The following is a 24,989-nucleotide window of genomic DNA, read 5'->3' on the forward strand; positions in this document are numbered from 1 at the left end:
GAGAACTCACGGTTGGTGAAAGTGAGTCAACCTCAGATTTCGTTCACATCCAAGAGTGAGTCATTGAAATGAGTAGGTGACTCCGGTTGGGCTCGTTATCGCCGTGGTTGAAGAAACGACATGAGGCTTTCAAAGTGATTTGGAAGCGAGCTTGAGGTGGAACCGCGGTACGCCGCCCTCTTACAGCATTAGCTGTAGGGGGGCGGCTTTTTTTCTTCAACCCGTGAGGTTCAGTGTGCAAACATTGGATAAATTGAGGTGGAACCACGTGCAAACGTCCTCTTGCGAAAGCGAGAGGACGTTTTTTGTTTGACCAAAGGAGGAGAAGACATGCAGTATTTGATTGAAATATTACCATCATTGATGAGTGGGGCACAGATGACCCTCAGTATATTCGCGTTAACAATTATCGGCGCCATCCCCCTGGGCATGATATTGGCTGTTGGGTTAATGCGGGCGAAGACCTGGCTAATGAAAGGTGTTCATGCGCTGCTGACGGCATACATTTGGTTGTTCCGGGGAACGCCGCTATTGCTACAATTGATTTTTGTCTTTTATGGCTTGCCAATTCTGGGGATTGTGTTTGATCGGTATTCAGCCGCGCTATTTGCTTTCATTTTGAATTATGCGGCGTATTTTGCGGAAATCTTCCGCGGCGGTTTCGCAGCTGTCGACAGAGGTCAAACAGAAGCAAGCATGATGCTCAATTTGACCCGCTGGCAAACACTACGGTATGTCGTGATTCCTCAAGTGGTCAAAATCGTCTTACCATCCATTGGTAATGAAGTGATCAATTTAGTGAAGGACTCTTCTCTGGTTTATGTCATTGGCTTGGGTGATCTCTTGCGGGCCGGTAATGTCGCTTCTGCACGCGACGTTACCCTGCTGCCCTTAGTGATGGTCGGGGTGATTTATCTGGTTTTGACCTTGGTCTTGACCCTAGGCTTGAAGTTATTGGAAAAGCACTTTAGTTATTACCGCTAGGAGGCGATGGCATGTTAGAACTCAAAAATATTTCTAAGCAATTTGGCGGTCGCAAGATTCTCGATGATATCAATGTCACGATTACTGATCACCAGACATTGGCTATCGTTGGGCCAAGTGGGGCGGGCAAAACAACGCTGCTGCGAATTATTAGTGGTCTTGAACAACCAGATAGTGGCACGTTCATCTGGAATGGGATACAGACGACGCCTCAACAGTTACGGTTGGATGGCATCATTGGGGTTGTTTTTCAGAATTTTGAGCTTTTCCCTAATCTATCAGTTCAAGACAATATTACGTTATCGCCGATCTTGCACGGTCAAGATCCCAAGGCAGCCAAGGCCAATGCTTTGCAACTCCTCGCCCAATTAGATTTGGCCGATCAGGCCAGTGCTTATCCGTTCTCCTTGTCTGGAGGGCAAAAACAGCGAGTGGCTATTGCCCGAGCGCTGGCACTCAATCCCAAAATTTTACTCTATGATGAACCTACGAGCGCTTTGGATCCGGCGTTGCGGGAATCCGTTGCCGATCTAGTCAAGCAATTTAAGGCTAACGGCATGACCCAGGTCATTGTGACCCATGATTTAGCCTTTGCCGATTTGGTGGCGGATGCGACGTTGACAGTCAAGAAGCAAGAGGCGGTGGACTAGATGCGGCGAAAATGGTTGTGGTTATTGAGCTTACTGGCGATGCTGGCGCTAACCGGCTGTGCCCGGCAAAGCGAAGCGAATAGTTGGCCCCGGATTGAGCGGTCCCACACCGTTGTGGTCGGACTTGATGACAGCTTCGTTCCCATGGGCTTTCGACAGAAGAACGGGCAGTTAGCGGGTTATGACATTGATTTAGCCAAGGCTGTCTTTAAACGCTACGACGTCAAAGTCGATTTTCAAACAATTGAGTGGTCCATGAAAGAAACTGAGTTAAAAAACCAGACTATCGATTTGATTTGGAATGGGTACACGGAAACGGCCGCTCGCAAACAAAAAGTCGCCTTCTCTGATCCTTATCTGACCAACCATCAGGTGTTGGTCACTAAAACCAAAGCGGGCATCACTTCAGCGCAGCAGATGCAAGGGAAAACCTTAGGCGTTCAAACCGGCTCCAGTGGTGCTGATGACTTGGATCAGTCACCAAAGGTCTTAAAGCAATACATTGCGCATCAAACGCCGATTTTGTATGATACGTTTAACAACGCCTTGATCGATTTGGACGCCAATCGAATTCAGGGCCTGTTGATGGATGAAGTATACGCACGGTATTACGTTGCGCATGAGCCTGATCCCAAGGCCTATCGGCTGGTGACAGTTGATTTCCCAGCAGAAACTTTTGCAGTTGGTCTGCGCAAATCAGATACCGTTCTCCGTCAAAAAATTAATCAAGCCTTAGCCGCTCTGCAAAAAAATGGTACGACGGCACGTTTACAAAAGAAGTGGTTTGGTCAAAATTAAGAAGGTAGTGAAATGTGGATTCCGATTGTTTTGATTGTTATTTTCACCTTAAACACGACTGCAGCAATTGTGACCGTCTTTAAGCAACCACGAGATATTGCCGCGACTTGGGCTTGGTTATTGGTATTGCTCTTACTACCGGTGATTGGGTTTTTGATTTACTCAATTTTCGGCCGCAAATTAGCAACTAATAAGATGCATCAGATTCAGACCCAACAACGTTTGGGCATTGATCAACTAGTCGTCGCTCAGCAGGCGAGCATGGCCGCTGGCGAATTGCTGCCGGCAAGTGTCACCACCCCAGGGTTACCTGAATTGGTGACGACGCTCTTGAAAGCCGATGGGGCCTTATTATCTGAACACAATCAGATTACCGTTTTAAGTCAGTATCAGGATTTCGTTGATCGGTTATTGGCCGATGTGGCGAATGCGGCCCATCATATTCATGTTCAAGCGTATATTTTTGAACCTGACGAAACGGGATTACGCCTGCGCGAGCAACTCATCATTAAGGCGCAGGCGGGTGTGCGGGTGCGCGTGATGTATGACGCGCTTGGCTCGCATCGAATTACCCAGAAATTCTGGGCACCGTTGCGAGAAGCTGGGGGTGAGGTTGAAGCTTTCGTCGCCAGTAAGTTAAGTCGGGCCAATTTGCGAATGAACTTCCGGAATCACCGCAAGATTATTGTCATTGATGGTCAGATTGGCTACGTCGGTGGTTTTGATTTGGGCCAGCGCCGGCACAAGCTCGTTATTCAACGGGATACGCAATTACGGCTGGTTGGTTCTGCGGTGATGAGTTTACAGGCCCAGTTCTTCATGGATTGGAATGCGACGGCTAAGGTCCAGAAAGTCCATTTTCAACCAGCATATTTTGCCGCAAGTGAAGCACCTGGGAACGCCTTGATGCAAATTGTTAGTGGTGGGCCTGATCAGTCCATTGAAGCCATTAAGCTGGGTTACTTGCGGATGATTGCCTTGGCTAAAGAGAGCATTTGGATGCAAACCCCGTATTTTGTGCCCGATGATAGCCTTCTTGATGCCATTAGTATTGCGGCCCAGTCTGGTATTGACGTTCGCCTGATGGTGCCGACTACGTCTAATCAACCCACGATGTCTCGGGCCACCCGGTATTATTTAAATCAACTGGTTGAGCATGGTGGCCATGTCTTTATGTACGATGAGGGTTTTTTACACGCTAAATCGATGGTGGTGGATGGTCGCTTTGTGGCGACCGGTACAGCCAACCTTGATATCCGGTCATTTAAACTTAATTTTGAAGTGGCAGCCTTTATCTATGATCGCCATGCCGCTGCTGAATTCAGGCAACTCTTCATCACCGACATGCAAGGGGCACACCCCTATACACCAAAAGATGTGGCCAAACAGACCAATTGGTCCAGGTTCTGGCAAGGGATTTCACGCTTGCTGGCGCCAATCTTGTAAGTTGACAAGACAGGTAATTACCGGTATGCTTACGCTGTTAAATTAAATGAGGAACCTTCACAAAGGGGAGCCATGTGCTGAGAGTGGGGAAACCCAGACCCTTCGAACCTGTTCGTTAACACGAGCGTAGGAATTGTGGATGTCGACAAGTCGACCTTCTTTGTGTTTGGGGAATCAAACCTTAGGAGGTTTTTTGTATGGCGCATCAACGATTAGTGACACTGGTTGAAACGGCGATTATCGCGGCTTTTGCCATGGCTTTGCAGTACGTTCCGCATACCACAGGGGTATCGGCAATTGAGTTCAACTATGGCTTAATTCCGCTGGCTGTCTTAGCTTTGCGGCGGGGGACTGTCCCTGCATTATCCGCCGGTTTTGTCTGGGGGATGCTCGATTTAATGTTACGGGGTTCAATCCTGAATCCTGTGCAAGCAATTATCGAATACCCAGTTGCTTTCACGGTGGCTGGGCTGATGGCTGTCACTTTGCCACAATTTCAGGCCGCTCTGAAGAACAAGCAAATTTCAAAAGCCATTGGCATGGCTGCAATCGGGATTCTGGTTGGGACGTTTGCGAAGTACTTTTTCCACTTTGTTGCTGGCTGGATCTATTGGGGCAGTTACGCACCAAAGGGCTGGCCAGCCTGGCAATGGTCACTCTTTGTTAATGGTGGCTCCGCTGTCTTCTCAGGGATTCTGGCGATCGTCGTGATAGGGGTCTTGGTGACTGTGGCACCGCGGTTGTTTGTTGCTCCAAAAGAAGCAATCTTACAAAAGCACGTTGATGCCTAAACTGATTACAATTTCATAGATTGCGGCACAAAAAGAGACCCGACAAAACAGTTGTTTTGTCGGGTCTTTTTTTGTGTCTCTAGATGACATGCAACGCAGATAACGTGCCAACAAGACTTCCAAGCAGGGTCACGATGAGCATGAACCAAATGAAAAACTTGGTAATTTTTGTAAATGTACTGTCTTTTTTCTTCATTCATCTCAGCCTACCTTTATGATATTCGCTTTTCAGTGTACCTTTTTAGACCATGAAGGGCAATCGTTTCCCAAGTCAATCATCAATTTCTCGGGGGAGCTTTCAAAAATTTGAGAAAGCTTGTATATTTATTTTAATGAAGAGAAAGTAGGTGGGCCGAATGCTCATGGCTTTGATTATTGGTGGACCCATCCTTTTGTGGGTTGTGGCGCTGCTTCCAATCGCAGGACCTCGAAAATGGCGCCGCCGCTTACTAAATATTATCGTGGTTGCCAATCTCCTGGCCACCTGGGCTTTGGGACTGGGAAATTACTTCTGGGTCTTAGCGTTTGTCGCTATGCTCATGGGGATTCTGATTGTGATTGATCAGGTAAATCGCCACTTTGATTTGGTTGTTCCTCGTTTTGTCCGGGAATGGCTACGCTGGCTGTTACTCGCTACCACTATTTGGTGGGTAGCTGGAATTATTTTCAAAATTGTGGGTTAAGCCCCCACCTGTATAATGACCGATTAAGACGAAGGTCGCGACCATGAAACGTTGGTTGCGACCTTTTTCGTATGCTGAAAAACCCGATAAATCAAGGCATAGAATGTATTTGTGAAAAAGTAACGTATATCCCGAAAAAATTTTATAAATATTGAGGTCATAAAATCCCTAATTTGTGGTAGGAAGTGGGGGAATGTGGTAGACTAGCCTTATTAAGGAGGTAGCGCCATGCTGATGGGTGAGTTTCATCACAATCTCGATGCCAAAGGCCGACTAATTGTTCCTGCGAAATTTCGCGAGCAGTTAGGCGACACTTTTGTGTTGACCCGCGGTATGGATGGCTGCCTTTTTGGGTACGCTCTACCCGAATGGACTAATTTGCAAGCCAAAATTGGGCAGTTACCTCTGACTAAGAAGGATGCCCGGACATTCACGCGGTTTCTCTATGCGGCTGCGATTGAATGTACCGTGGATAAGCAAGGCCGGATTAATATTCCGGCCAATCTCATCGCCCATGCAGCCCTCGACAAAGCTTGCGTGCTTGTTGGGGTCTCTGATCGGATTGAAGTTTGGAGCGATGCGCGTTGGCAAGCGTTCACGGATAAAGCAGAAACCGACTTTGATGAAATCTCTGAAAATCTAATGGATCTAGGGTTATAGCCATGACTGAATTCAAACATGAAACGGTGTTGCTCACTGAAGCCACCGATGCACTACATATTAAACCGGCTGGCATCTATGTCGATGCCACGCTCGGGCGTGCTGGCCACACTCGCGTGATTTTATCTCAGTTGACCAGTGGCCAACTGTACGCGTTTGATCAAGATCAAGCGGCGATTGATGCGGTGACGGCTAGTTTACAGCCGTTGCCGCCAAACCTACATTTGATGCATGCTAATTTTCGGCAAATCACCACCACTTTGGCCGATGAAAACATTACTGGAGTCGATGGTATTTTATACGACCTGGGGGTCTCATCACCACAGTTTGATGATTCAGCCCGCGGGTTTAGCTATCGCTTTGATGCGCCCCTGGACATGCGCATGGATCAAAGCCAAACGTTAACGGCGAAAACCATTGTCAATACCTGGTCTTATCAAGATCTGCTGCGAATTTTTTCGCGCTACGGCGAAGAGAAATTCGCAAAGCCGATTGCCCGCCAGATTGAAAATGCCCGCAGTGAGAAGCCAATTGAAACGACATTTGAGTTGGTTGACCTCATCAAAGCTGGGATTCCAGCCGCTGCGCGCCGTACGGGTGGTCATCCGGCAAAGAAGACTTTTCAGGCCCTGCGCATCGCAGTTAACGATGAACTAGGGGCTCTTGAGGATTCCTTGGAGCAGGCATTGAAATTACTGAATTCCGGTGGCCGGATCAGCGTAATCACGTTTCAGTCCCTAGAAGATCGCTTTGTTAAGTCCTTATTTAGAGAAATGACTGAGGTCCAAAATGTTCCGCGAGATTTACCAGTGATTCCCGAATCAGCTCAACCTAAATTCAAACTAATCACCCGCAAACCAATTTTACCGAGTGAAGAAGAACTAGCTGCCAACCATCGGGCCCACAGTGCAAAACTGCGAGTCATCGAAAAGCGCTGAGAGGAGTAAATGATTATGTTAGATAATACTGCGCGTCAACTCGATCCAGAACCGATGATTCAACCTGAACAACCGCAACCGGCGATTACCCCGCAAGCTATCCCGGCGGCTGCCCCTAAAGCCGTTCCATTTACTGTTTTTGAGCGCGGACTGGCCTTCATGGCAGGGGCCCTCATTGTGGTGATGAGTTTGTGGTGCCTCTTTACTCGGACTAATCTAGCAACGACGCAGCGGGCCTATGAAGACATGCAGTCACAAATTGCTGATCAAACGACGAAAGTCAATAATTACAAGCAAGCGATTGGCGAATTGTCGACTTCAGAACGGTTATCGGCCTTTGCCAAAGACCATGGGTTGTCGACGACCAATGGCACGATTAAGCGAGTGACAAAGTAATGGCTAAGCAAGGACACCAACCACCACGCATGAACCGTAAACGGTTAGGGATTTTCTTTTTGGGATTGACCAGTTTGGTCTTTCTCATTTTCTTTGTTCGGATGGGCTATGTTGCCCTAGGTGGCAAGGTCGATTCAGCAAATCTCAGTCGCAAGCGGAGTGATCAGTACCGGTCCGAAATGACGTTAACTGCTAAACGCGGGACCATTTATGATGCTTCAGGCAATGTTATTGCCGAGAGTTCCAATACATATTCGATTTACGCTATTTTAAATAAGGACCAAATGATTGGTAACAAACCGCGACATGTGGTGGATGCCAAGAAGACGGCCCAAGTGCTCAGTCGCTACTTGCCATTAAGTGAAGCAGCGATTTTGAAGTATCTGCAACCAAAGAAGGCAGTCTTTCAAGTTGAATTCGGGCCAGCTGGTAAAAATCTAAGTTTGGCCATCAAACAACAAATTGAAAAGCAGAAGTTGCCGGGGATTGAATTCATTGAGAAGCCCTCGCGCTTGTATCCCAATGGGACGTTTGCCTCTCACTTGATTGGCTTAGCGCAGGGAACGGATGCGGACAATAGTACGAAGTTAACGGGTATTTTAGGGCTGGAAAAGCAATTTAATACCGTGTTAACGGGGACGGATGGCCACCAAACGGCGGAGTTTGATCGATATGGTTATACGCTGCCGAATTCAGAAGCAGTCACCAAAAAGCCGGTCGATGGTGGGAATGTCTACACCACGATTGACAGCGGCTTGCAGTCTTATCTTGAAACCCTGATGAGTGATGTCGCGACCAAGTATCAACCCAATGGCCTGAACGCGGTGTTGATGGATGCCAAAACAGGGGCCATTTTAGCGGCGAGCCAACGGCCAACGTTTGATCCGATGACGGGTAATGGTCTCGGCAATCTTTGGCGCGATGCGTTAGTTGAAGATGCCTATGAACCAGGCTCAGTGCTGAAGATTATGACGTTAGCGGCGGCAATCGATTCTGGGAATTATCAACCGAATACCTACTACCAATCTGGGAGTGTGAATGTTGGTGGTTCCGTCATCCGTGACTGGCAAACCAGTGGTTGGGGAACGATTCCGCTCAGTCAAGCCTTTCCACGGTCCAGTAACGTCGGCATGGTTAAGATTGAACAGGCCATGGGCGCCAAGACTTGGAAATCGTATCTTGATAAGTTTGATTTTGGACAAAAGACCGGCATCCAATTGCCCGGTGAAGTGGCGGGGAGTATTAGTTTTGCAAAGCCCGTTGACCAGGCCATCACGTCATTTGGCCAAGGCATCAATGTTAATATGATGCAAATGTTACAAGCGGTCAGTGCCATCGCCAATGATGGTGAGATGATTCAGCCACGAATCGTCAGCAAGGTCGTCTCAAGGACTGGCAAAACCACCACCTATGATAAGAAAGTGGTCGGCAAGCCAATCAGTGCCAGCACTGCCAAAGAAGTCATGGAGGCCATGCGCCAAGTCGTGACTGCCCAATACGGGACTGGACAAGCCTATAAGATGCCCGGAGTTGACCTGGCAGTTAAAACTGGGACGGCGCAAATCGCCAGTTCCAAAGGTGGTTACTTAACTGGGGCCAACAATTATACGTTTAGTGTCGCTGGCATTGCCCCAGCCAAGAATCCGCGTTATATTTTGTATATCACAATGAAACAACCGCAGAAAATGACAGAAGCTGCTGAAAGTATTTTGGCATCAATCTTCAAGCCATTGATGACGCGGGCCTTAGCGTTAGGTGACTCAGATGAAAATCAAACTCAGTTAACGAAACCAACAACGATTCCAAGTGTTTTGAACCAATCACTGACCAATGCGCAAACAGCTTTAAAAGACTTCACCGTGACCACGATTGGGACAGGTAATACCGTGGTTCAACAGTTACCTGAGGCTCACAGCCAAGGACTGAAGAAATCACGTGTCTTACTGCTGACCAACGGCGCAATGACCATGCCAGATGTTTCTGGGTGGGCCAAGAGTGATGTCTTGAAGTTGGCGCAGTTAACCGGGGCGAAATTTAACCTCGAGGGTGATGGGTTTGCGACACATCAGAGTCAAGCAGCAGGGACCATGATCGGTGATGCTAAAATCACCGTGACGTTCCAACCAAAATAGAATTGAGGGTAATTTTCATGGAACTAGCACAAATGCTGATCCCAGCGGTCTCAGCTTTTGCCATTACAGTAATTTTATTGCCACTATTGATTGGCTACATGCGCATGCGTAAAGAGGGTCAAGTTACGCGCGAAGAAGGACCAAAGTGGCACGAAGTCAAGTCTGGCACCCCCACAATGGGCGGCCTGGTTTTTATTACTGGGATTGTCATTACCAGTATTTGGGTCGGGCTTTGGCAACACGCCTTCACTTTGAGCCTGATAGTGAGCTTAATTATTTTCGTTTTATATGGGGCGCTCGGATTCGTCGACGACTTTGTCAAGGTTGCTAACCACCGCAACTTGGGGTTACGGGCTTGGCAGAAGTTGCTGGGGCAAATTGCCGGCGCGGCCATCTTCTTATGGGCCTTCTTCTCTGAGGGGATGCAGGCCACTTTATGGTTGCCAGTGATCGGGGATATTAACAGTCAATGGTTGTACATCGTTTTTGCGGCTATCTGGCTGGTCGGCTTCAGTAACGCCGTCAACCTCACTGATGGCATCGACGGTCTGCTTGCTGGTCTGACATTTATCGCGATGGGGACTTATGCCATTATCGCGGCGCATGACGGGCGGGTTGACGTGCTCATCATCTGTTTAGCGACCGTTGGGGCCATGATTGGTTTCTTCCTATACAATCACAAGCCCGCAAAAATTTTCATGGGTGACGTTGGCAGTCTTGCCCTTGGTGGGCTCTTGGCCGTTATCTCATTGCTTTTGCACCGAGAATGGTCCTTACTGTTGATTGGGATTGTCTTTGTCGTTGAAACGGCAAGTGTAATCTTGCAAGTTGCGTCATTTAAATTAACTGGCAAGCGGCTCTTCAAAATGTCACCAATTCATCATCACTTTGAGATGTTGGGTTGGTCAGAATGGAAAGTCGATCTTGTCTTTTGGTTGGTTGGCCTAGTCGCCAGTGGGTTGTATTTAGGATTCTTTTTATAAAAAATGGAAGAGGAAGTTTTGGGCATGAAAGCAATTACTGATTATGAGAATAAAAAAGTACTGGTTTTAGGCTTGGCCAAAAGTGGGGTCAATGCCGCTTTATTGCTCAAACGTTTAGGTGCCTTGGTCACCGTCAATGATAAGCAAGACTTTGACGATAACCCTGATGCCAAGCAACTGTTGGAAGATGGCATTCGCGTCATCACCGGGAGCCATCCGTTAGAATTACTGGATGAGCACTTTGAGTTGATGGTCAAGAATCCTGGTATTCCCTATTCGAATCCTATGGTTGAACGAGCACAAGCCAAGAACATTCCCATTATCACTGAACCTGAATTAGCTTATGAAGTGTCCCAAGCACCTTGGATAGCCGTCACTGGGAGTAATGGTAAGACCACAACGACGACGTTAATTGGCTTAATGCTAAACGAAAATCGGGCTAAAGGCCGGGCTCTAGATGCCGGTAATATTGGTATTCCCGCCTCGCAAGTGGCGCAAACGGCAACGACTGACGATGAAATTATTGCGGAACTGTCCAGTTTTCAATTATTGGGGATTACCCAACTTCATCCTGAGATTGCGGTCCTGACGAATATCTATGAAGCGCACCTCGATTATCACGGGGATCGCGCCCATTATGTTGCCGCAAAAATGCGCATTACGATGAACCAAACGGCCGACGATTATTTCGTCATGAACTGGGACTTGCCAGAAATGCATGATCTTGCGAAGCAGAGTCAGGCTCAAATCGTGCCTTTCTCGCGCCAACACGTTGCTGGCGCCCGGGCTTATCAGTCGGGGGACTGGCTGTACTTTGATGATGAAGCCATCATTGACGTACATGACTTGCAAATCCCTGGAGATCACAACATTGAAAATGCGCTCGCGGCTTTGACCGTGGCCAAACTCAAAGGCGTCAAAACCGCTGACATCGTGGCCGTATTGCAACGCTTCAGCGGGGTCAAGCACCGGATTCAATATGTGACCACTTATGAAGGCCGCCGGTTTTATAATGATAGTAAAGCTACCAATGTTGAAGCCAGTTCCGTGGCGCTGACGGCTTTTTCCCAACCGATTGTATTACTGGCTGGTGGCTTGGATCGTGGCCTTTCGCTGGACGATTTAATTCCTTTGGTTCACGATCATGTCAAACAGCTGGTGGTCTTTGGTCAAACAGCTGATCGTCTTGTTGCGGTCGGCCAAGCGGCCGGAGTCCCAGTGACGCGAGTTGACACATTGCAAGCAGCAGTGCCAGTTGCGTTTAACGCCAGCGATGAAGGGGACGTGGTTTTGCTCTCGCCAGCTGCGGCTAGTTGGGATCAATTCAAAAATTTTGAAGTTCGCGGTGACGTCTTTATTGACGCTGTCAACGCGCTGAGAAAGGATGGCAGTCACTGATGCGAATCGTTGTCTCTGGCGGGGGTACTGGTGGTCACATCTATCCAGCCCTTGCACTGATTAACCAACTGAAGAAACGCCATCTTGCCGATGCAGTCTTGTACGTTGGGACTGAAGCAGGACTGGAAAGTCGGATTGTGCCTGCCAATGGCATTGATTTTGCGACGATCAAAGTTCAAGGCTTTAAACGTTCATTGACCTTAGAAAATTTCAAAACAATTACCGAGTTCATCAAGAGTGTGGGTGACGCTAAGCGCTTGTTGAAAGCATTCAAGCCGGACGTTGTGATTGGGACAGGTGGTTATGTTTCTGGTGCGACGGTGTATGCGGCCAGCCGGTTGCATATTCCGACGGTCATTCACGAACAAAATTCGGTGGCCGGGGTTACCAACAAATTCTTGAGCCACTTTGTGACCAAAATTGCCATTGCCTTTCCTGAAGTTGCGACTACTTTTCCTGCCAAAAAGGTGGTATTGACGGGTAATCCCCGCGCCCAAGAAGTAGCGGATTTGACTCGCAATCAACGACTGGCGGATTACGGATTGAACCCTGTGGCCCCAACGCTTTTGATTTTCGGTGGTTCCAGGGGCGCCCCGAAAATGAATCAGGCAGCACTTGATGCAATTCCGGAACTGGCTCAAGCAAACATCCAAACTTTATTTGTCACTGGTCGCCGGCACTTTGATGCACTGCACAGCGCGCATCCAACCATGCCCGCTGGTATTGTGATGGTGCCATACATTGACGACATGCCGTCAATTCTGCCAGATATTAGTCTCATTGTTGGCCGATCCGGCGCAACTTCCCTGGCCGAATTAACTGCTTTGGGAATTCCGTCAATACTGATTCCAAGTCCCAATGTCACTGGTAATCATCAAATGATCAACGCCCAGTCATTGGCTAATGCCGGGGCCGCCATCGTGATTCCTGAAACTGAATTGACTGCTGACTTTGGACGGCAGGTGGTGGCGCTCATGCAAGATGGTCCGCGGCTGGCGGCAATGGCGCAGAATGCGAAGCGCCTTGGCGTGAAGGATGCGGCTGACCAACTCATCGACGTCTTGCAGGCGGCGATTAAGGAGTCACCTCATGGCTAAGAAATCGACACCAGAACCACAAACACCTTGGGAGCAGTACCAAACCACACATCCCAAGCCCTTAGCGGCACAATTACCTCAATTGAGCGCTTGGCGGCATAAGCAGTTACGACGGAACTTGGTGTTGATTTTGACCCCACTCATTGTGTTGTTGGGGTTTTTTGGCTACATGATTTCGCCGCTTGCAAAAGTCGGTGAGGTCAACGTGACGGGTGTGAAGGTGTTGCCGGAACAAACAATTATTGACGCGAGCCAATTGAGTAATCGCAATTATATTTTGCAGTTGCTGTTTGACAAGCACCCGGTCGTCAATCGAGTTGAAAAAGTTGCCGGCGTCAAATCAGCCCACGTTAAGATCTCCGGCATGAACACAGTTACGTTACAAATCAGCGAGTATGCGCCGGTCGGATACGTGTATCAAAAGGGCCTTTATTATTTGGTCTTGTCGTCTAATCAAGTCGTTAAGCAGGGGATTAAGAATCCTAGTGATAATTATCCGGTCCTGACAGGTTTCACCGCTAAGGAATTGCCCCGGATTAGTACCGCACTGCGGGCGATTCCAAAAGCAGTTCGCCAAGATATCGCTGAAGTGAAAGCAACACGTGGCGGCGCCAATCCTTATCAGGTGAAACTGAACATGGGCGATGGCAACCAGGTGATTGCTGATTCACGCACATTAGCTAAAAAAATGCACTATTATCCGAGCGTGGTAGCTGATTTGAAACAGTCAGGCACGCTCGATTTGGAAGTCGGGGCGTTCTTCACGCCAAATAAGACTAAAAAGAACTAAAAGTCTTGACCCGACTACCGCAAGCTTTAACGACTGTGGTAAAATGAAACCAGTCTCAAGAATATTTTGTAATGATTAAGAATAATTAAAGGAGGTTCCGGATACGTGGCGAATCAAGGAATTTATGTCGGACTTGATATCGGAACCACCTCAATAAAAGTCATTGTTGCCGAGTTCGTTCAAGGTCAAATGAATGTTATTGGTGTGGGAAGTCAACGATCGGAAGGTCTGAGTCGTGGGGTTATTGTTGATATCGACAAAGCCGCCGATGCGATTAAATTAGCTGTTGCACAAGCTGAAGACAAAGCAAATGTCAAAATTGAACAAGTGGTGGCTGGCGTGCCAGCGAACTTGCTTCAAATTGAACGTGTTTCTGGCATGATTGCCGTGGGCGATCAGAGCAAAGAGATTGTCGACGGTGACGTCCAAAATGTGGCTCAAGCAGCGCTTGTCCGCAGTTTGCCTCCAGAACGGGAGATTTTATCAATCCAACCTACCGAGTTTATCGTTGATGGGTTTGATGGCATCAAAGACCCCCGCGGAATGATTGGCGTCCGGTTGGAAATGCGTGGGATTTTATTCACCGTTCCCAAAACTGTGCTTCATAACACTAAAAAAGCTATAGAAAAAGCTAATTTAAGATTGTCCACGATTGTTGTAAATCCATTAGCCGCAGGTCGCTATGCCCTGACTGATGGGGAACAGGACTTCGGCACCATGCTGATTGATCTTGGGGGTGGGCAAAGTACTGCCGCTGTCATTCATGATCACCAACTTAAATTTGCCGATGTTGACCAAGAGGGTGGCGAATACGTTACCAAAGATATTTCCGTTGTGCTGAATACCAGCTTTACAGAAGCTGAGAAGCTCAAGCGAGATTACGGTAACGCCGATTCTCTAGCTGCCAGTGAGGATGAAACGTTCCCCGTGACAGTGGTTGGTAAAACTGAAGCTGTCGAAGTCTCTGAGAAGTACTTGGCTGAAATTATCGAGGCCCGGTTGACTCAGATTTTTGAACGTCTAAACGAGGCACTCGATAAGGCCCACGCGCTTGATCTGCCTGGTGGCATTGTCATTACCGGTGGCGTTTCTGCGCTGCCTGGTGTGATTGAATTGGCCCAAGAGATTTTCCAGCGCCCGGTCAAGCGTTTTATTCCCAGTGAAATGGGATTACGGCACCCATCCTTCACACAGGCGCTAGCATTGGTTAACTTTGCAGCGAATATGTCGGATATTGACCGATTGGTGACGACCGTGTTACCAACGCCAACGACATTGGCTGCGCAGCCTGAGGTTAAGGCAAGCCAACCAGAGCCACAGCCCAAACCTAAGAAAGCGGCCAAGGTGTCAAAGCCTCAGCCTCAACCAACTCAACAATCAACAGAAAATGACGACCAAGAGAAAAAGCCTTCTATGTTGAAACGCTTCTTCGGCACATTTTTTGAATAATTTGGACTCACACTAGGAGGAACACAGATGGAATTTTCACTTGATGCACAGAATGATACCGGCGCAATTATTAAAGTTATCGGTGTCGGCGGTGCTGGCGGCAATGCCGTAAATCGGATGATTGCTGAAGACGTCAAAGGTGTTGAGTTTATCGTGGCTAACACTGACGTTCAGGCGCTTGCAGCGTCCAACGCTGAAACTAAGATTCAATTAGGACCGAAACTGACTCGCGGCTTAGGTGCCGGCGCAACCTCTGGTATTGGCCAGAAGGCAGCTGAAGAAAGCGAAGATGCCATTGCTCAAGCGCTTGAAGGTGCTGACATGATCTTTGTCACCGCCGGCATGGGTGGGGGTACCGGGACTGGTGCGGCCCCAATCGTCGCCAAAATCGCCAAAGATCAAGGCGCCTTAACGGTTGGGGTTGTGACCCGACCATTTACGTTTGAAGGCCCTAAGCGCGGCAAGAACGCTGCTGAGGGGATCGCCCAATTAAAAGAACATGTTGATACATTGGTCATTATTGCTAATAATCGCTTGCTTGAAATTGTGGATAAGAAGACCCCAATGCTTGAAGCCTTCCACTTCGCTGATAACGTGCTCCGTCAAGGGGTTCAAGGAATTTCTGATTTAATTACCAGCCCTGGCTATGTCAACTTGGACTTTGCTGACGTGAAGACAGTTATGGCCAACCAAGGATCTGCTTTGATGGGGATTGGTTCTGCCACGGGCGAGAACCGGACAATCGAAGCCACCAAGAAGGCCATTTCCTCACCACTCTTAGAAGTATCTATTGATGGGGCTAAGCAAGTCTTACTTAATATCACTGGTGGTCCAGATTTGTCCCTGTATGAAGCCCAAGATGCTTCAGAAATTGTTGCGCAAGCTGCTTCTAGTGACGTCAACATCATCTTTGGGACTTCAATCAATGAAGACCTCGGAGATGAAGTCGTGGTCACAGTGATTGCGACTGGGATTGAAGCTGCTGGTACGACACCTGGTCGTCGGGCCAGTGCTGCGGCTAACGACAAGCCAGCGGCTGAGAAGCAAGATGATCCGTTCAACGGTTGGGATTTACGGCGTGAACCCGAAACTCGGGAACAGCCTAAGGCTGACTTAGACTCGGCTCAAAAGACAGACTTTGATATTTTTGATCAAGCTCCAGAGACCAATGATTCTGACAACTCAGATGACCAACCGCCATTTTTCACTCGGCGGCGGAAATAATAAGGGGGTAGGCGCAGATGGCGTTTGAAAAACTAGGCTCAACCTTTAATCGGTTCTTTGGCATGGATGAAGAACCAGAAAGTTATGAAGAAGCTCTGGAAACAGAAACGCCGGTCAGTTCTGGCCAACCCGCCGACAACTTTCAGCGCAATGCTAAGGTGATTTCAATGACAAACCCAACCGGGAAGCCAGCAAAAATCGTTGTTTATGAACCACGACTCTATTCGGATGCCAATGAAATTGGCAAACATCTATTGAATAACCACGCGGTTGTGGTGAACTTCGATCGTATTGGGAATGATGATGCCAAGCGGATTGTTGATTTCTTGAATGGCACAGTCTTTGCAATTTCTGGGAACATGAAACGCATTGGAGCAGCGATTTTCTTAGTTACCCCAGCGAATTTTGAAATTGATGGCGATTTGGCCAATATTATCGGCACAGACGCTTTCGATGATATTGCAGACTAGGAGGAAACTTTTTGACGCAACTGGTCTATGCGCTTTATCAAGGCTTATCGTGGGCATTGTACTTGTATATGATTGCGATAGCCGTCTATATATTGATGACGTGGTTCCCCAATGCAATGAACTCTCGACTCGGGTACTATCTGGGGCGCATTGTTGAACCATATCTGAACCTGTTTCGACGCTTCATTCCAGCTATTATGGGGCTGGACTTTTCACCTGTGATTGCATTTTTCGTTCTGACATTGTTGCAACGCGGGCTGAATTGGATTTTCTTTAACATATTAACAGCAATGGTAAGGTAGCGAATCATGGATAGCATCTATCAACATTTTCGTAAAGAAGAAGCAGGTTTCATTGACCATATTGCTGAACTTGTTGAGCAAGCGGGCAATGAATATCGGCCCATTTTGACGGAATTTCTTGATCCACGACAGGTTTATATTGCCAATCAACTGGTGGGCACGCATGGCGAGGTCACCAGTTTTCATTTTGGCGGGTATCCTGGGGCAGAACGTGAACGGCTGATTCTCGCGCCAAGTTATTATGAGCCTAAACCCGAAGATTATGAAATTGCGCTGGTTCAGATTAAATATCCCGAGAAGTTTGCTGATTTGCATCATAGTACAATTATGGGCACGTTGCTTAATGCGGGCGTTCGCCGCGATGTGTTTGGCGACATTATTACAGATGGCACTGATTGGCAGTTCTTTGTGACGCAATCAATGTTGGACTTTACGCTGGAAAACTTTGAGCATATTGGCAAGATTGGTGTTCGCTTGGAAGAATTGCCATTAGCGGACCACCTGGAACCCACCAACGAGTGGGAATTTGCTGAGGTCACTGTGGCATCATTGCGGTTAGATACCATCATTGCCCATGTGTTCAATATTTCTCGGCAGCGGGCCAAAGAATTGATTCAAGGTGAACGGGTTCGGTTGAATTTTCAAGTTGAAGCGCATCCTGATGCCACATTAGCAGACAACGATATGGTTTCCGTTCGGGGGTTTGGGCGTATACGGTATCAAGCACTGCTTGGTATGTCTAAGAAAGATAAATATCGCATCCAAGTTGGTGTGCTACATAAGTAGGAGGAGTTCAGTTATGGCATTAAGTCCATTAGACATTCACAACAAAGAATTTGGGACCCGCATGCGGGGCTACGATCAAGATCAGGTTAATGACTTCCTTGATCAAATTATCAAAGACTATTCAGCAGTTCTGGCTGAAAACGAATCTATCTCTAAGGCATTGGCTGCGAATGAAGAGAAGCTCAAGTACTTTGATGATTTGAAGGATGCCTTGAATCAATCAATCATTGTGGCGCAAGAAGCGGCCGATCGGGTGAAGAATAATGCGCAAAAAGAAGCTGACATTATTCAACAAGAAGCCGAGAAGAATGCCCAAGATCTATTGACGGATGCCACTGAGAAGTCCAATCGGATTCTGAGTGACGCCTCTGAAAAGTCAAAGCAGATTACCATTCAAACCGAGGACCTGAAGCGCCAGACTCGAATCTTCCGCCAGCGGCTTCAAGTCATGTTGGAATCACAACTGGAAGTGGTGAAGAGTCCTGAATGGAAGTCATTATTAGCGTCAACTGACGATGAAGTTGAGGTTATCGATGCGAATAGTGAAGCTGGGGTTGACAATGCCCCTGTTGATTCATTAAACTCAGACTCAGAAGTGGCAACCAGCGCCAGCGACACTTCAGGCTTAACGCCAGCCCCTGATGCAGACATGTACACGGAAATTATTTTCCCTGAAGATGTGGATGCACATAAAGACTAATCAACATAACAACCTATGAACACGCGACTCATGTTTAAGATTATCAGCGACTCGAAAACCGGTGAAAGTTCGAGAATTAAGGGCATGAGCTCATCAGTTCGCAGTTATCTGGGTGATAATGTAATCCAGATCGAGTCATTCTCGTTAACGAATGCCTGAGGGGGGATTTGCCCCCGAAATTAGGTGGTACCACGAAGACTTCGTCCTATGTTTAGGGCGGAGTCTTTTTTGTTCACAAAACAGAAAGGAAGCGCACGATGAAAGTTAAAGACACTTTGAATCTTGGTAAGACACCATTCCCAATGCGCGCAGGCTTGCCCAACAAGGAAGCCGGCTGGCAAGCTGCCTGGGAAGAAAACCATTTATATGAACAACGGCAACAATTGAATGAAGGTAAGCCAACCTTTATTCTGCATGATGGCCCTCCCTTTGCAAATGGGAATATTCACATGGGTCACGCGTTGAATAAGATTAGTAAGGACATTATTGTCCGTTACAAGGCGATGTCAGGTTTTCGGGCACCTTTTGTTCCCGGTTGGGATACCCACGGCTTGCCAATCGAGCAACAATTGGCCAAGCAAGGTGTGAAACGCAAGGAAATGTCGATGGCCGAATACCGTGAACTTTGTCGCCAGTATGCGATGAAGGAAATCGAGAAGCAACGTACTGATTTCAAGCGACTCGGGGTTTCCGGTGACTGGGACCATCCTTATATTACGTTACAACCTGAATTTGAAGCCGCTGAAATCCGCGTCTTCGGTGACATGGCCAAGAAGGGTTATATCTATCACGGCTTGAAGCCAGTCTATTGGTCACCATCGTCTGAATCAACCCTGGCTGAAGCTGAAATTGAATACCAAGACATCAAGTCACCTTCAATTTTCGTAGCCTTTAAAGTTGTTGACGGGAAGGGCTTGCTCGACGCTGATACTAGCTTGATTATCTGGACGACAACACCTTGGACAATTCCTGCTAACTATGCGATTGCCGTTAATCCACGTTTTGATTATGTGCAAGTGGCTGTGGATGGCAAGAAGTACGTTGTTGCGCAAGAAATGCTCCCATCAGTCGCGGAAACGCTGGGCTGGGACAATCCTGAAATTCTGAAGACCTTCAAGGGCGCGGAAATGGAAAATATGACCGCTCAACACCCACTCTATGATCGGACTAGTCTTGTCATTTTGGGCGATCATGTCACCCTTGATGCCGGGACCGGGCTTGTGCACACGGCGCCTGGCCATGGTGAAGACGATTATAAGGCAGCCTTGCCATACAAATTGCCTGTCGTGTCTGTTGTTGATGAAAAAGGGGTCATGAATGAAGAAGCCCCTGGCTTTACTGGGGTGTTCTACGACAAGGCCAATCCAATGGTGACAGATGCCTTGAAAGCAAAAGGGGCCTTACTCAAATTAGACTTCTTTACCCATAGCTATCCACACGATTGGCGGACGAAGAAGCCTGTCATTTTCCGAGCAACCACACAGTGGTTCGCTTCAATTGACGCCTTCCGTGAACAGATTCTCGACCAGATTGATCAAGTTAACTTCTCGCCAAGTTGGGGGAAGACTCGTCTGTACAATATGATCCGCGACCGCGGTGACTGGGTTATTTCTCGCCAACGGGCTTGGGGCGTACCATTGCCAATTTTCTATGCCGAAAATGGCGATCCAATCTTAGAGCCTGAAACCATCGAACATGTCGCCCAATTATTCGGCGAATTTGGGAGTAACGTCTGGTTCGAACGAGATGCCAAAGACCTATTGCCAGAAGGCTATACGAACCCTGGTAGCCCTAACGGGGAATTCACGAAGGAAACTGACATCATGGATGTTTGGTTCGACTCTGGTTCCTCCCACCAAGCTGTCTTGGCGCAACGACCAGATTTGCGGTTCCCAGCTGATTTGTACCTTGAAGGGTCAGATCAATATCGTGGCTGGTTCAACAGTAGTTTAATTACCAGTGTGGCCGCAACCGGCGAAGCACCATACAAACAAATCTTGTCCCAAGGCTTTACGTTGGATGATAAGGGACGCAAGATGAGTAAGTCATTGGGCAACACGATTGTGCCAGACACCATTGAGAAACAATATGGGGCCGAAATTATTCGCCTCTGGGTCTCAACTGTTGACGCCTCATCTGACGTGCGGGTGTCATTGGATAACTTTGCGCAGACGTCTGAAGCTTACCGAAAGATTCGGAACACACTTCGGTTTATGTTGGCTAACACCAGTGACTTTGATCCAGCAACTGATGCCGTGGCTTATCGCGATCTGGGCTCTGTTGACCGCTATCTTGAAGTTCGCTTGAATCAGGTTATTGCTCAAAGTCGTGCCGCCTATGATACTTTTGACTTTGCGACGGTAGAAAAAACCATCAGTCATTTCTTGATTAACGATATGTCAGCCTTCTACTTGGACTTTGCCAAGGATGTGGTCTACATCGAAGGTCAAAATGACATCAAGCGCCGGCGGATGCAGACCGTGATGTTTGACACCTTGGTGGCTTTGACCAAGTTGTTGACCCCAATTCTGCCGCACACCACTGAAGAAATCTGGCCGTTGCTAGGACAACCTGAAACATACGCGTTTCTGTCCGAAATGCCTGAAGCTACCGAATTCGACGACGCTGATGCATTAGTTGATATGTGGAGTGCCTTCTTGGACTTCCGCCAAGAAGTTCAAAAGGCGTTAGAGGTCGCGCGTGATGAGAAGATTATCGGGAAATCACTGGAAGCAAGCGTCACTGTCTATCCAAACGAACCATTGCGGGACTTGTTAGCTGCTATTGACGCCAATGTGATGCAACTATTGATTGTGTCGAAATTGACGGTAGCTGAAGGCCCAGCCGCAGATGGTGCCCAAGTCTTTGATGATGCTCAGATTCTGGTTGAGCACGCTGAAGGTGAAGTGTGTGCCCGTTGTCGGATGACCCGGACAGATGTCGGCAGCGATCCTCACTTCAAAACGTTATGTGGTCGCTGTGCCGCAATTGTCTCAGCCAATTTCCCAGAACTCGTTGAAACTGGCTTTGAAGCCTAGGAGGTCATCATGACTGGACGCGTAAAATTTTTTAATAGCGAAAAGGGCTTCGGGTTTATCGAAGTCCCTGATCAACCTGATGTTTTCGTCCATTTCTCTGCCATTACCGGTAGTGGTTTTAAGACATTAGAAGAGGGTCAACAAGTATCCTTTGATATTGTCGAAGGCCCCCGTGGCCCACAAGCGGCTAACTTAGTCGTTGACGATCAATCAGAAGCATAAATAAAAACCCCGGTGCAACAGCACCGGGGTTTTTATTGTTTACTTATTAATTTCTTCAATCTTGCCATCAGCCGTCCGTGACACGGTCATATCGGTCACTGGAATGTAGCCGGTGGTTTTGACTAAGGACTGCTGAACAGATTTTGATTGGATGAAGTTGATGAATTGGGCGGTCCCTTTGTCAGGGGATCCTTTGGTGTACATGTGTTCGTAGGCCCAAATTTTCCAAGTATTGGTGGTCACATTTTTATCAGTTGGCGTCACGTTGTCGATGCTTAAGGCCGTGACATCAGACTTGATGTATGAAAAGGCCAAGTAACTGATGGCACCAGGCGTTGAGGCAACCATCTTTTGGACGGTCCCGCTGGAATCTTGCTCTTGGGCGGTCTTGACTTTGTCGGTCTTGAGACCCCACTTTTCGAAGGTTGCGCGGGTCCCAGAGCCTTGCGCGCGATTGATAAGCACGATGGGCTGATTCTTACCGCCGACTTCTTTCCAATTGGTAATCTTGCCGGTAAAGATATCAACCAGCTGTTTGCTGCTGACATTTTTCACGCCAGTGTCTTTATGCACCACTGGGGCAATCCCAACGACGGCTACTTGGTGATCAACCAAGGCGCTGGCATCGACGCCAGATTTTTCTTGCGCAAAGATATCAGAGTTCCCGATGGTGACAGATCCCGCTGCCACTTGTGATAAACCTGCGCCAGAACCTCCACCTTGAACGGTAATATCGACGCCAGTATTTTTCTCTTGATATTGTTTCGCGGCTTGCTCAACGAGGGGTTGCAGGGCAGTTGAGCCAACCGCAACAATCTTGCCCGAAGGGGCCTTATCAGAGGTAGCGGCGGAACTGGATTTGCTGGTGGCACTAGTTTGGGCGCCACATGCGGCCAACATCAAGGCAACACCGGCAATCAAAGAAAAAAGTACAGAACGTTTCATAAATTCGCCTCCTAAGCGATGAGAATAACTTCACTATAACGGTGAGATGTAAAGATTGACCGCCAGCGGCGTAAAGATTTGTCACTAGTTGTGTAAAGACACCTTTTCAGAAACGATTCTGTAAATTCGTGGCTAAAGCGTAACAAAAACACCCTTAATCTGTATCGATTAAGGGTGCTTTTGTGTAAAACTATAATTTTATTAATGTTGCGGGCTATTGGGTTTACCCTGGGTATAATCCAACAACTGCTGTTTAAGATCGGTTTCCATGTGTTCGAGTTCCTTTTCAGCCGCTTGCCGCTTAGTTTTACCTTCTTGTTGAATCTGCAAGGTTTGCTGGAGGGTCTCAATCAAATCGTTTTGCGTCTGGGTTAAGGTTTCAATGTCAACGACGCCACGTTCGTTTTCTCGGGCCGTTTCGATAGATGAAATCTTCAACATTTCAGAATTTTTCTTCAATAAATCATTGGTTGTTTCTGAAACTTGGCGTTGGGCGGTCACAGCATCCTTTTGACGTAACAAGGTCAAGGCAATGGCCACTTGATTCTTCCAAAGGGGAATAGCTGTATTAATGCTGGCTTGGATTTTTTCGGCCAAGGCTTGATTGGTGTTTTGAATCAAACGAATTTGCGGCGCCTGCTGCAGCGTAATCTGGCGGGCAAGTTCAAGATCGTAAACCCGCTTTTCGAGGCGATTCTGGAACTGTTTGAGGTCGTTGACTTCTTGCACGGCCATTTGATTGCCACTATCTTGAGCTTGCGCCATGGCTTCGGGAATACTCTTTTGGGCCATTTCATCGAGTTTGAGGTGACCGGCTTCAATATAAACGTTCAAGGCATCAAAGTAACCCTTGTTTTGCACATATAGTTCGTCTAACAGCTGATTGTCTTTGAGTAAGCCTTGTTGTTCTTTCTCAAGCCGGCTAGCGATACTGTCAATTTGCGCGCCGATTTTTTGGTACTTGGTGGTGATTTCAAAAATGGAACGTTTGACATGTCCGAAGATTTTGCGGAAGACGTTGCCATCTTCGGCCCGTAATTCGTCTGGATTGGCTTCATTTAAGCGTGTCATCAGGCTGTTGAGAGCGTCCCCAACAGCACCGGTATCCTGGCTTTGAACCTGATTTAACATCGTTTGGGAGAACTGGCCAAGTTGTTTTTGCGCATTAGCCCCGTAATTCAAAACCGCTTCTTGGTTCCGACTATCAATTTGATCAGCCAGTTGTTTGGCTTGTGCTTGTTGCTCGACACTCAAGCGGCTAGGCTGTGCCGTTTGCGCGGGCGCGGTGCTGTCAACAATCGGGTTGACGGCTTCAAATGGATTTTGTAATAAGTCTTTAGTTAAATCACTCTCTGGCATGGTCGAGGGCCTCCGTTTCTTTCAGTGGGACTGGATGGGCGTGTGATTGACTTTGAATTTGTTTCTGTGACAGGGAAACTGAGGCAGCTAAATCTTCTAAGTCGTCAGCAACAAAGGCTTGGTACTGCTCATTAATGGTTTGAGCTTGGGCTGTAATCGCTGTCTCTGCCTGGGTTAAGACTGTGTACGTTTCTTGGGTCTTAACCTCGTGATTGGTAATTGTTTGGTACCGGTCTGTTAAGTGGTTTAAATTCGGTAGAATTTCATAAATAAAGGGTGCCGCCTCAGTGAGTCGCTTTGGGGCCTGGACAATCGCTTTGAAATACGCATGCATAATTGGCAGCAGGTCAGTTTGTAAAGCAAGACTTTTTAATTTGGGCACGGCGTTAATTGTGGCTTCAATGGCGTTGATTTGTTCAGAGGCAGTTTCCATAGTCTCTCTAAACAAAGTGATTTCACTGTCACTCAGTCCGGCTTCCACATAATGGGCCTGTAAACTGGGGGACACTGGCGCTGTTGAAGGTTTGGTCGATGTGCGACCGAGCCACTCACCCATAAACCGTGCTAATCCGAAAACCAGCGCCACTAGGACTGCAAAATCGCCCCGGCCGCTGATGACAAGACCGGCGACGAAACCGAGGCCGATCCACAAAGCAATTCGCGACTTACGAATTTTTTTATTTTTCATTATCATGTCACATCCTCGTTTCATTCATGAGTTCAGTCTAACACAGGCATGCTTGGCCAG

Annotated in this window: 26 protein-coding genes and 1 riboswitch; of the genes, 22 read left to right on the top strand and 4 right to left on the bottom strand. The window is 47.8% G+C overall.

The window, feature by feature from the left end; translation table 11 throughout:
- Nucleotides 1-330 precede the first annotated feature (330 nt).
- The 5 genes from FC34_RS01030 (at nt 331) to thiT (ending at nt 4,669) form a co-directional block, all read left to right on the top strand.
- Entirely contained in the window at nt 331-984 is a 654-nt protein-coding gene (locus tag FC34_RS01030; protein WP_057893523.1) for an amino acid ABC transporter permease, read from the top strand.
- A gap of 11 nt (nt 985-995) precedes the next feature.
- Nucleotides 996-1,634 carry an amino acid ABC transporter ATP-binding protein gene (locus FC34_RS01035; RefSeq protein ID WP_057893524.1) on the top strand — a complete coding sequence of 213 codons (639 nt, stop codon included), beginning with the start codon at nt 996-998 and terminating at the stop codon, nt 1,632-1,634.
- Nucleotides 1,635-2,432 (top strand): amino acid ABC transporter substrate-binding protein, encoded by a 798-nt coding sequence (locus FC34_RS01040; RefSeq protein ID WP_057893525.1) that lies wholly within the window; start codon nt 1,635-1,637, stop codon nt 2,430-2,432.
- Nucleotides 2,433-2,444: 12 nt separating this feature from the next.
- Nucleotides 2,445-3,878, top strand: coding sequence for a cardiolipin synthase (cls, locus tag FC34_RS01045; protein WP_057893526.1), 1,434 nt, complete (start codon nt 2,445-2,447; stop codon nt 3,876-3,878).
- A 53-nt stretch (nt 3,879-3,931) separates the two neighbouring features.
- Nucleotides 3,932-4,028, top strand: a riboswitch (TPP riboswitch).
- A gap of 47 nt (nt 4,029-4,075) precedes the next feature.
- On the top strand, nt 4,076-4,669 hold the full coding sequence (gene thiT / locus FC34_RS01050) for an energy-coupled thiamine transporter ThiT (RefSeq protein WP_057893527.1): 594 nt from the start codon (nt 4,076-4,078) through the stop codon (nt 4,667-4,669).
- 79 nt (nt 4,670-4,748) lie between these two features.
- On the opposite strand, the gene FC34_RS09515 is transcribed toward thiT, so the two are convergent.
- Complete coding sequence (locus FC34_RS09515; RefSeq protein ID WP_083479192.1) at nt 4,749-4,865, bottom strand: DUF4044 domain-containing protein; 117 nt, start codon at nt 4,863-4,865, stop codon at nt 4,749-4,751.
- 160 nt (nt 4,866-5,025) lie between these two features.
- Between FC34_RS09515 and FC34_RS01055 the strand changes: the two genes are divergently transcribed.
- From FC34_RS01055 to FC34_RS01135, 17 genes are all read left to right on the top strand, one after another.
- Nucleotides 5,026-5,352, top strand: coding sequence for a hypothetical protein (locus FC34_RS01055; protein ID WP_057893528.1), 327 nt, complete (start codon nt 5,026-5,028; stop codon nt 5,350-5,352).
- Nucleotides 5,353-5,580: 228 nt separating this feature from the next.
- Nucleotides 5,581-6,012 carry a division/cell wall cluster transcriptional repressor MraZ gene (gene mraZ / locus FC34_RS01060; protein WP_057893529.1) on the top strand — a complete coding sequence of 144 codons (432 nt, stop codon included), beginning with the start codon at nt 5,581-5,583 and terminating at the stop codon, nt 6,010-6,012.
- A 2-nt stretch (nt 6,013-6,014) separates the two neighbouring features.
- Nucleotides 6,015-6,950 carry a 16S rRNA (cytosine(1402)-N(4))-methyltransferase RsmH gene (rsmH, locus tag FC34_RS01065; RefSeq protein WP_057893530.1) on the top strand — a complete coding sequence of 312 codons (936 nt, stop codon included), beginning with the start codon at nt 6,015-6,017 and terminating at the stop codon, nt 6,948-6,950.
- A gap of 15 nt (nt 6,951-6,965) precedes the next feature.
- Nucleotides 6,966-7,346, top strand: coding sequence for a cell division protein FtsL (gene ftsL2 / locus FC34_RS09720; RefSeq protein ID WP_162259760.1), 381 nt, complete (start codon nt 6,966-6,968; stop codon nt 7,344-7,346).
- Complete coding sequence (locus FC34_RS01075) at nt 7,346-9,478, top strand: penicillin-binding transpeptidase domain-containing protein (RefSeq protein ID WP_057893531.1); 2,133 nt, start codon at nt 7,346-7,348, stop codon at nt 9,476-9,478. Before ftsL2 ends, FC34_RS01075 begins: the two co-directional genes overlap by 1 nt.
- 17 nt (nt 9,479-9,495) lie before the next feature.
- Nucleotides 9,496-10,461: a phospho-N-acetylmuramoyl-pentapeptide-transferase gene (mraY, locus tag FC34_RS01080; RefSeq protein WP_057893532.1), complete on the top strand. Its 966-nt coding sequence runs from the start codon at nt 9,496-9,498 to the stop codon at nt 10,459-10,461.
- Between the two features lie 24 nt (nt 10,462-10,485).
- Nucleotides 10,486-11,859, top strand: a complete 1,374-nt coding sequence (gene murD, locus FC34_RS01085) for a UDP-N-acetylmuramoyl-L-alanine--D-glutamate ligase (RefSeq protein ID WP_057893533.1) — start codon at nt 10,486-10,488, stop codon at nt 11,857-11,859.
- Nucleotides 11,859-12,956, top strand: a complete 1,098-nt coding sequence (gene murG, locus FC34_RS01090; protein ID WP_057893534.1) for an undecaprenyldiphospho-muramoylpentapeptide beta-N-acetylglucosaminyltransferase — start codon at nt 11,859-11,861, stop codon at nt 12,954-12,956. The genes murD and murG overlap by 1 nt, the downstream gene beginning before the upstream one ends.
- Entirely contained in the window at nt 12,949-13,746 is a 798-nt protein-coding gene (locus tag FC34_RS01095; RefSeq protein WP_162259761.1) for a cell division protein FtsQ/DivIB, read from the top strand. The genes murG and FC34_RS01095 overlap by 8 nt, the downstream gene beginning before the upstream one ends.
- Nucleotides 13,747-13,851: 105 nt before the next feature.
- Nucleotides 13,852-15,195 (top strand): cell division protein FtsA, encoded by a 1,344-nt coding sequence (ftsA, locus tag FC34_RS01100; protein ID WP_057893536.1) that lies wholly within the window; start codon nt 13,852-13,854, stop codon nt 15,193-15,195.
- A 27-nt stretch (nt 15,196-15,222) separates the two neighbouring features.
- Nucleotides 15,223-16,419 (top strand): cell division protein FtsZ, encoded by a 1,197-nt coding sequence (ftsZ, locus tag FC34_RS01105; RefSeq protein WP_057893537.1) that lies wholly within the window; start codon nt 15,223-15,225, stop codon nt 16,417-16,419.
- A gap of 17 nt (nt 16,420-16,436) precedes the next feature.
- On the top strand, nt 16,437-16,889 hold the full coding sequence (locus tag FC34_RS01110; RefSeq protein WP_057893538.1) for a cell division protein SepF: 453 nt from the start codon (nt 16,437-16,439) through the stop codon (nt 16,887-16,889).
- A gap of 11 nt (nt 16,890-16,900) precedes the next feature.
- Nucleotides 16,901-17,191 carry a YggT family protein gene (locus tag FC34_RS01115; protein WP_157052198.1) on the top strand — a complete coding sequence of 97 codons (291 nt, stop codon included), beginning with the start codon at nt 16,901-16,903 and terminating at the stop codon, nt 17,189-17,191.
- 6 nt (nt 17,192-17,197) lie between these two features.
- On the top strand, nt 17,198-17,977 hold the full coding sequence (locus FC34_RS01120; RefSeq protein WP_057893539.1) for a YlmH family RNA-binding protein: 780 nt from the start codon (nt 17,198-17,200) through the stop codon (nt 17,975-17,977).
- Between the two features lie 13 nt (nt 17,978-17,990).
- Nucleotides 17,991-18,677 (top strand): DivIVA domain-containing protein, encoded by a 687-nt coding sequence (locus tag FC34_RS01125; protein WP_057893540.1) that lies wholly within the window; start codon nt 17,991-17,993, stop codon nt 18,675-18,677.
- Between the two features lie 257 nt (nt 18,678-18,934).
- A complete protein-coding gene (gene ileS / locus FC34_RS01130) occupies nt 18,935-21,715 on the top strand; it encodes an isoleucine--tRNA ligase (protein WP_057893541.1) in 2,781 nt (926 codons plus the stop codon).
- Nucleotides 21,716-21,721: 6 nt separating this feature from the next.
- Nucleotides 21,722-21,937 carry a cold-shock protein gene (locus FC34_RS01135; protein WP_057893542.1) on the top strand — a complete coding sequence of 72 codons (216 nt, stop codon included), beginning with the start codon at nt 21,722-21,724 and terminating at the stop codon, nt 21,935-21,937.
- A 39-nt stretch (nt 21,938-21,976) separates the two neighbouring features.
- Here FC34_RS01135 and FC34_RS01140 read toward each other — a convergent pair whose 3' ends face one another.
- From FC34_RS01140 to FC34_RS01150, 3 genes are all read right to left on the bottom strand, one after another.
- The gene (locus FC34_RS01140; protein ID WP_057893543.1) at nt 21,977-22,882 is read right to left on the bottom strand and encodes a phosphate ABC transporter substrate-binding protein; all 906 of its coding nucleotides are present in this window, start codon (nt 22,880-22,882) and stop codon (nt 21,977-21,979) included.
- Nucleotides 22,883-23,083: 201 nt separating this feature from the next.
- Complete coding sequence (locus tag FC34_RS01145) at nt 23,084-24,241, bottom strand: toxic anion resistance protein (protein ID WP_057893544.1); 1,158 nt, start codon at nt 24,239-24,241, stop codon at nt 23,084-23,086.
- On the bottom strand, nt 24,228-24,929 hold the full coding sequence (locus FC34_RS01150) for a 5-bromo-4-chloroindolyl phosphate hydrolysis family protein (protein WP_057893545.1): 702 nt from the start codon (nt 24,927-24,929) through the stop codon (nt 24,228-24,230). The genes FC34_RS01145 and FC34_RS01150 overlap by 14 nt, the downstream gene beginning before the upstream one ends.
- Nucleotides 24,930-24,989 lie beyond the last annotated feature (60 nt).

Source organism: Lacticaseibacillus brantae DSM 23927, from assembly GCF_001436115.1.
Classification (GTDB): Bacteria; Bacillota; Bacilli; order Lactobacillales; family Lactobacillaceae; genus Lacticaseibacillus; species Lacticaseibacillus brantae.

Coding starts and splice junctions, on each gene's coding strand:
- FC34_RS01030 (WP_057893523.1), top strand. CDS start 331: ATGCAGTATTTGATTGAAATATTACCATCATTGATGAGTGGGGCACAG.
- FC34_RS01035 (WP_057893524.1), top strand. CDS start 996: ATGTTAGAACTCAAAAATATTTCTAAGCAATTTGGCGGTCGCAAGATT.
- FC34_RS01040 (WP_057893525.1), top strand. CDS start 1,635: ATGCGGCGAAAATGGTTGTGGTTATTGAGCTTACTGGCGATGCTGGCG.
- cls (WP_057893526.1), top strand. CDS start 2,445: ATGTGGATTCCGATTGTTTTGATTGTTATTTTCACCTTAAACACGACT.
- thiT (WP_057893527.1), top strand. CDS start 4,076: ATGGCGCATCAACGATTAGTGACACTGGTTGAAACGGCGATTATCGCG.
- FC34_RS09515 (WP_083479192.1), bottom strand. CDS start 4,865: ATGAAGAAAAAAGACAGTACATTTACAAAAATTACCAAGTTTTTCATT.
- FC34_RS01055 (WP_057893528.1), top strand. CDS start 5,026: ATGCTCATGGCTTTGATTATTGGTGGACCCATCCTTTTGTGGGTTGTG.
- mraZ (WP_057893529.1), top strand. CDS start 5,581: ATGCTGATGGGTGAGTTTCATCACAATCTCGATGCCAAAGGCCGACTA.
- rsmH (WP_057893530.1), top strand. CDS start 6,015: ATGACTGAATTCAAACATGAAACGGTGTTGCTCACTGAAGCCACCGAT.
- ftsL2 (WP_162259760.1), top strand. CDS start 6,966: ATGTTAGATAATACTGCGCGTCAACTCGATCCAGAACCGATGATTCAA.
- FC34_RS01075 (WP_057893531.1), top strand. CDS start 7,346: ATGGCTAAGCAAGGACACCAACCACCACGCATGAACCGTAAACGGTTA.
- mraY (WP_057893532.1), top strand. CDS start 9,496: ATGGAACTAGCACAAATGCTGATCCCAGCGGTCTCAGCTTTTGCCATT.
- murD (WP_057893533.1), top strand. CDS start 10,486: ATGAAAGCAATTACTGATTATGAGAATAAAAAAGTACTGGTTTTAGGC.
- murG (WP_057893534.1), top strand. CDS start 11,859: ATGCGAATCGTTGTCTCTGGCGGGGGTACTGGTGGTCACATCTATCCA.
- FC34_RS01095 (WP_162259761.1), top strand. CDS start 12,949: ATGGCTAAGAAATCGACACCAGAACCACAAACACCTTGGGAGCAGTAC.
- ftsZ (WP_057893537.1), top strand. CDS start 15,223: ATGGAATTTTCACTTGATGCACAGAATGATACCGGCGCAATTATTAAA.
- FC34_RS01110 (WP_057893538.1), top strand. CDS start 16,437: ATGGCGTTTGAAAAACTAGGCTCAACCTTTAATCGGTTCTTTGGCATG.
- FC34_RS01120 (WP_057893539.1), top strand. CDS start 17,198: ATGGATAGCATCTATCAACATTTTCGTAAAGAAGAAGCAGGTTTCATT.
- FC34_RS01125 (WP_057893540.1), top strand. CDS start 17,991: ATGGCATTAAGTCCATTAGACATTCACAACAAAGAATTTGGGACCCGC.
- ileS (WP_057893541.1), top strand. CDS start 18,935: ATGAAAGTTAAAGACACTTTGAATCTTGGTAAGACACCATTCCCAATG.
- FC34_RS01140 (WP_057893543.1), bottom strand. CDS start 22,882: ATGAAACGTTCTGTACTTTTTTCTTTGATTGCCGGTGTTGCCTTGATG.
- FC34_RS01145 (WP_057893544.1), bottom strand. CDS start 24,241: ATGCCAGAGAGTGATTTAACTAAAGACTTATTACAAAATCCATTTGAA.
- FC34_RS01150 (WP_057893545.1), bottom strand. CDS start 24,929: ATGAAAAATAAAAAAATTCGTAAGTCGCGAATTGCTTTGTGGATCGGC.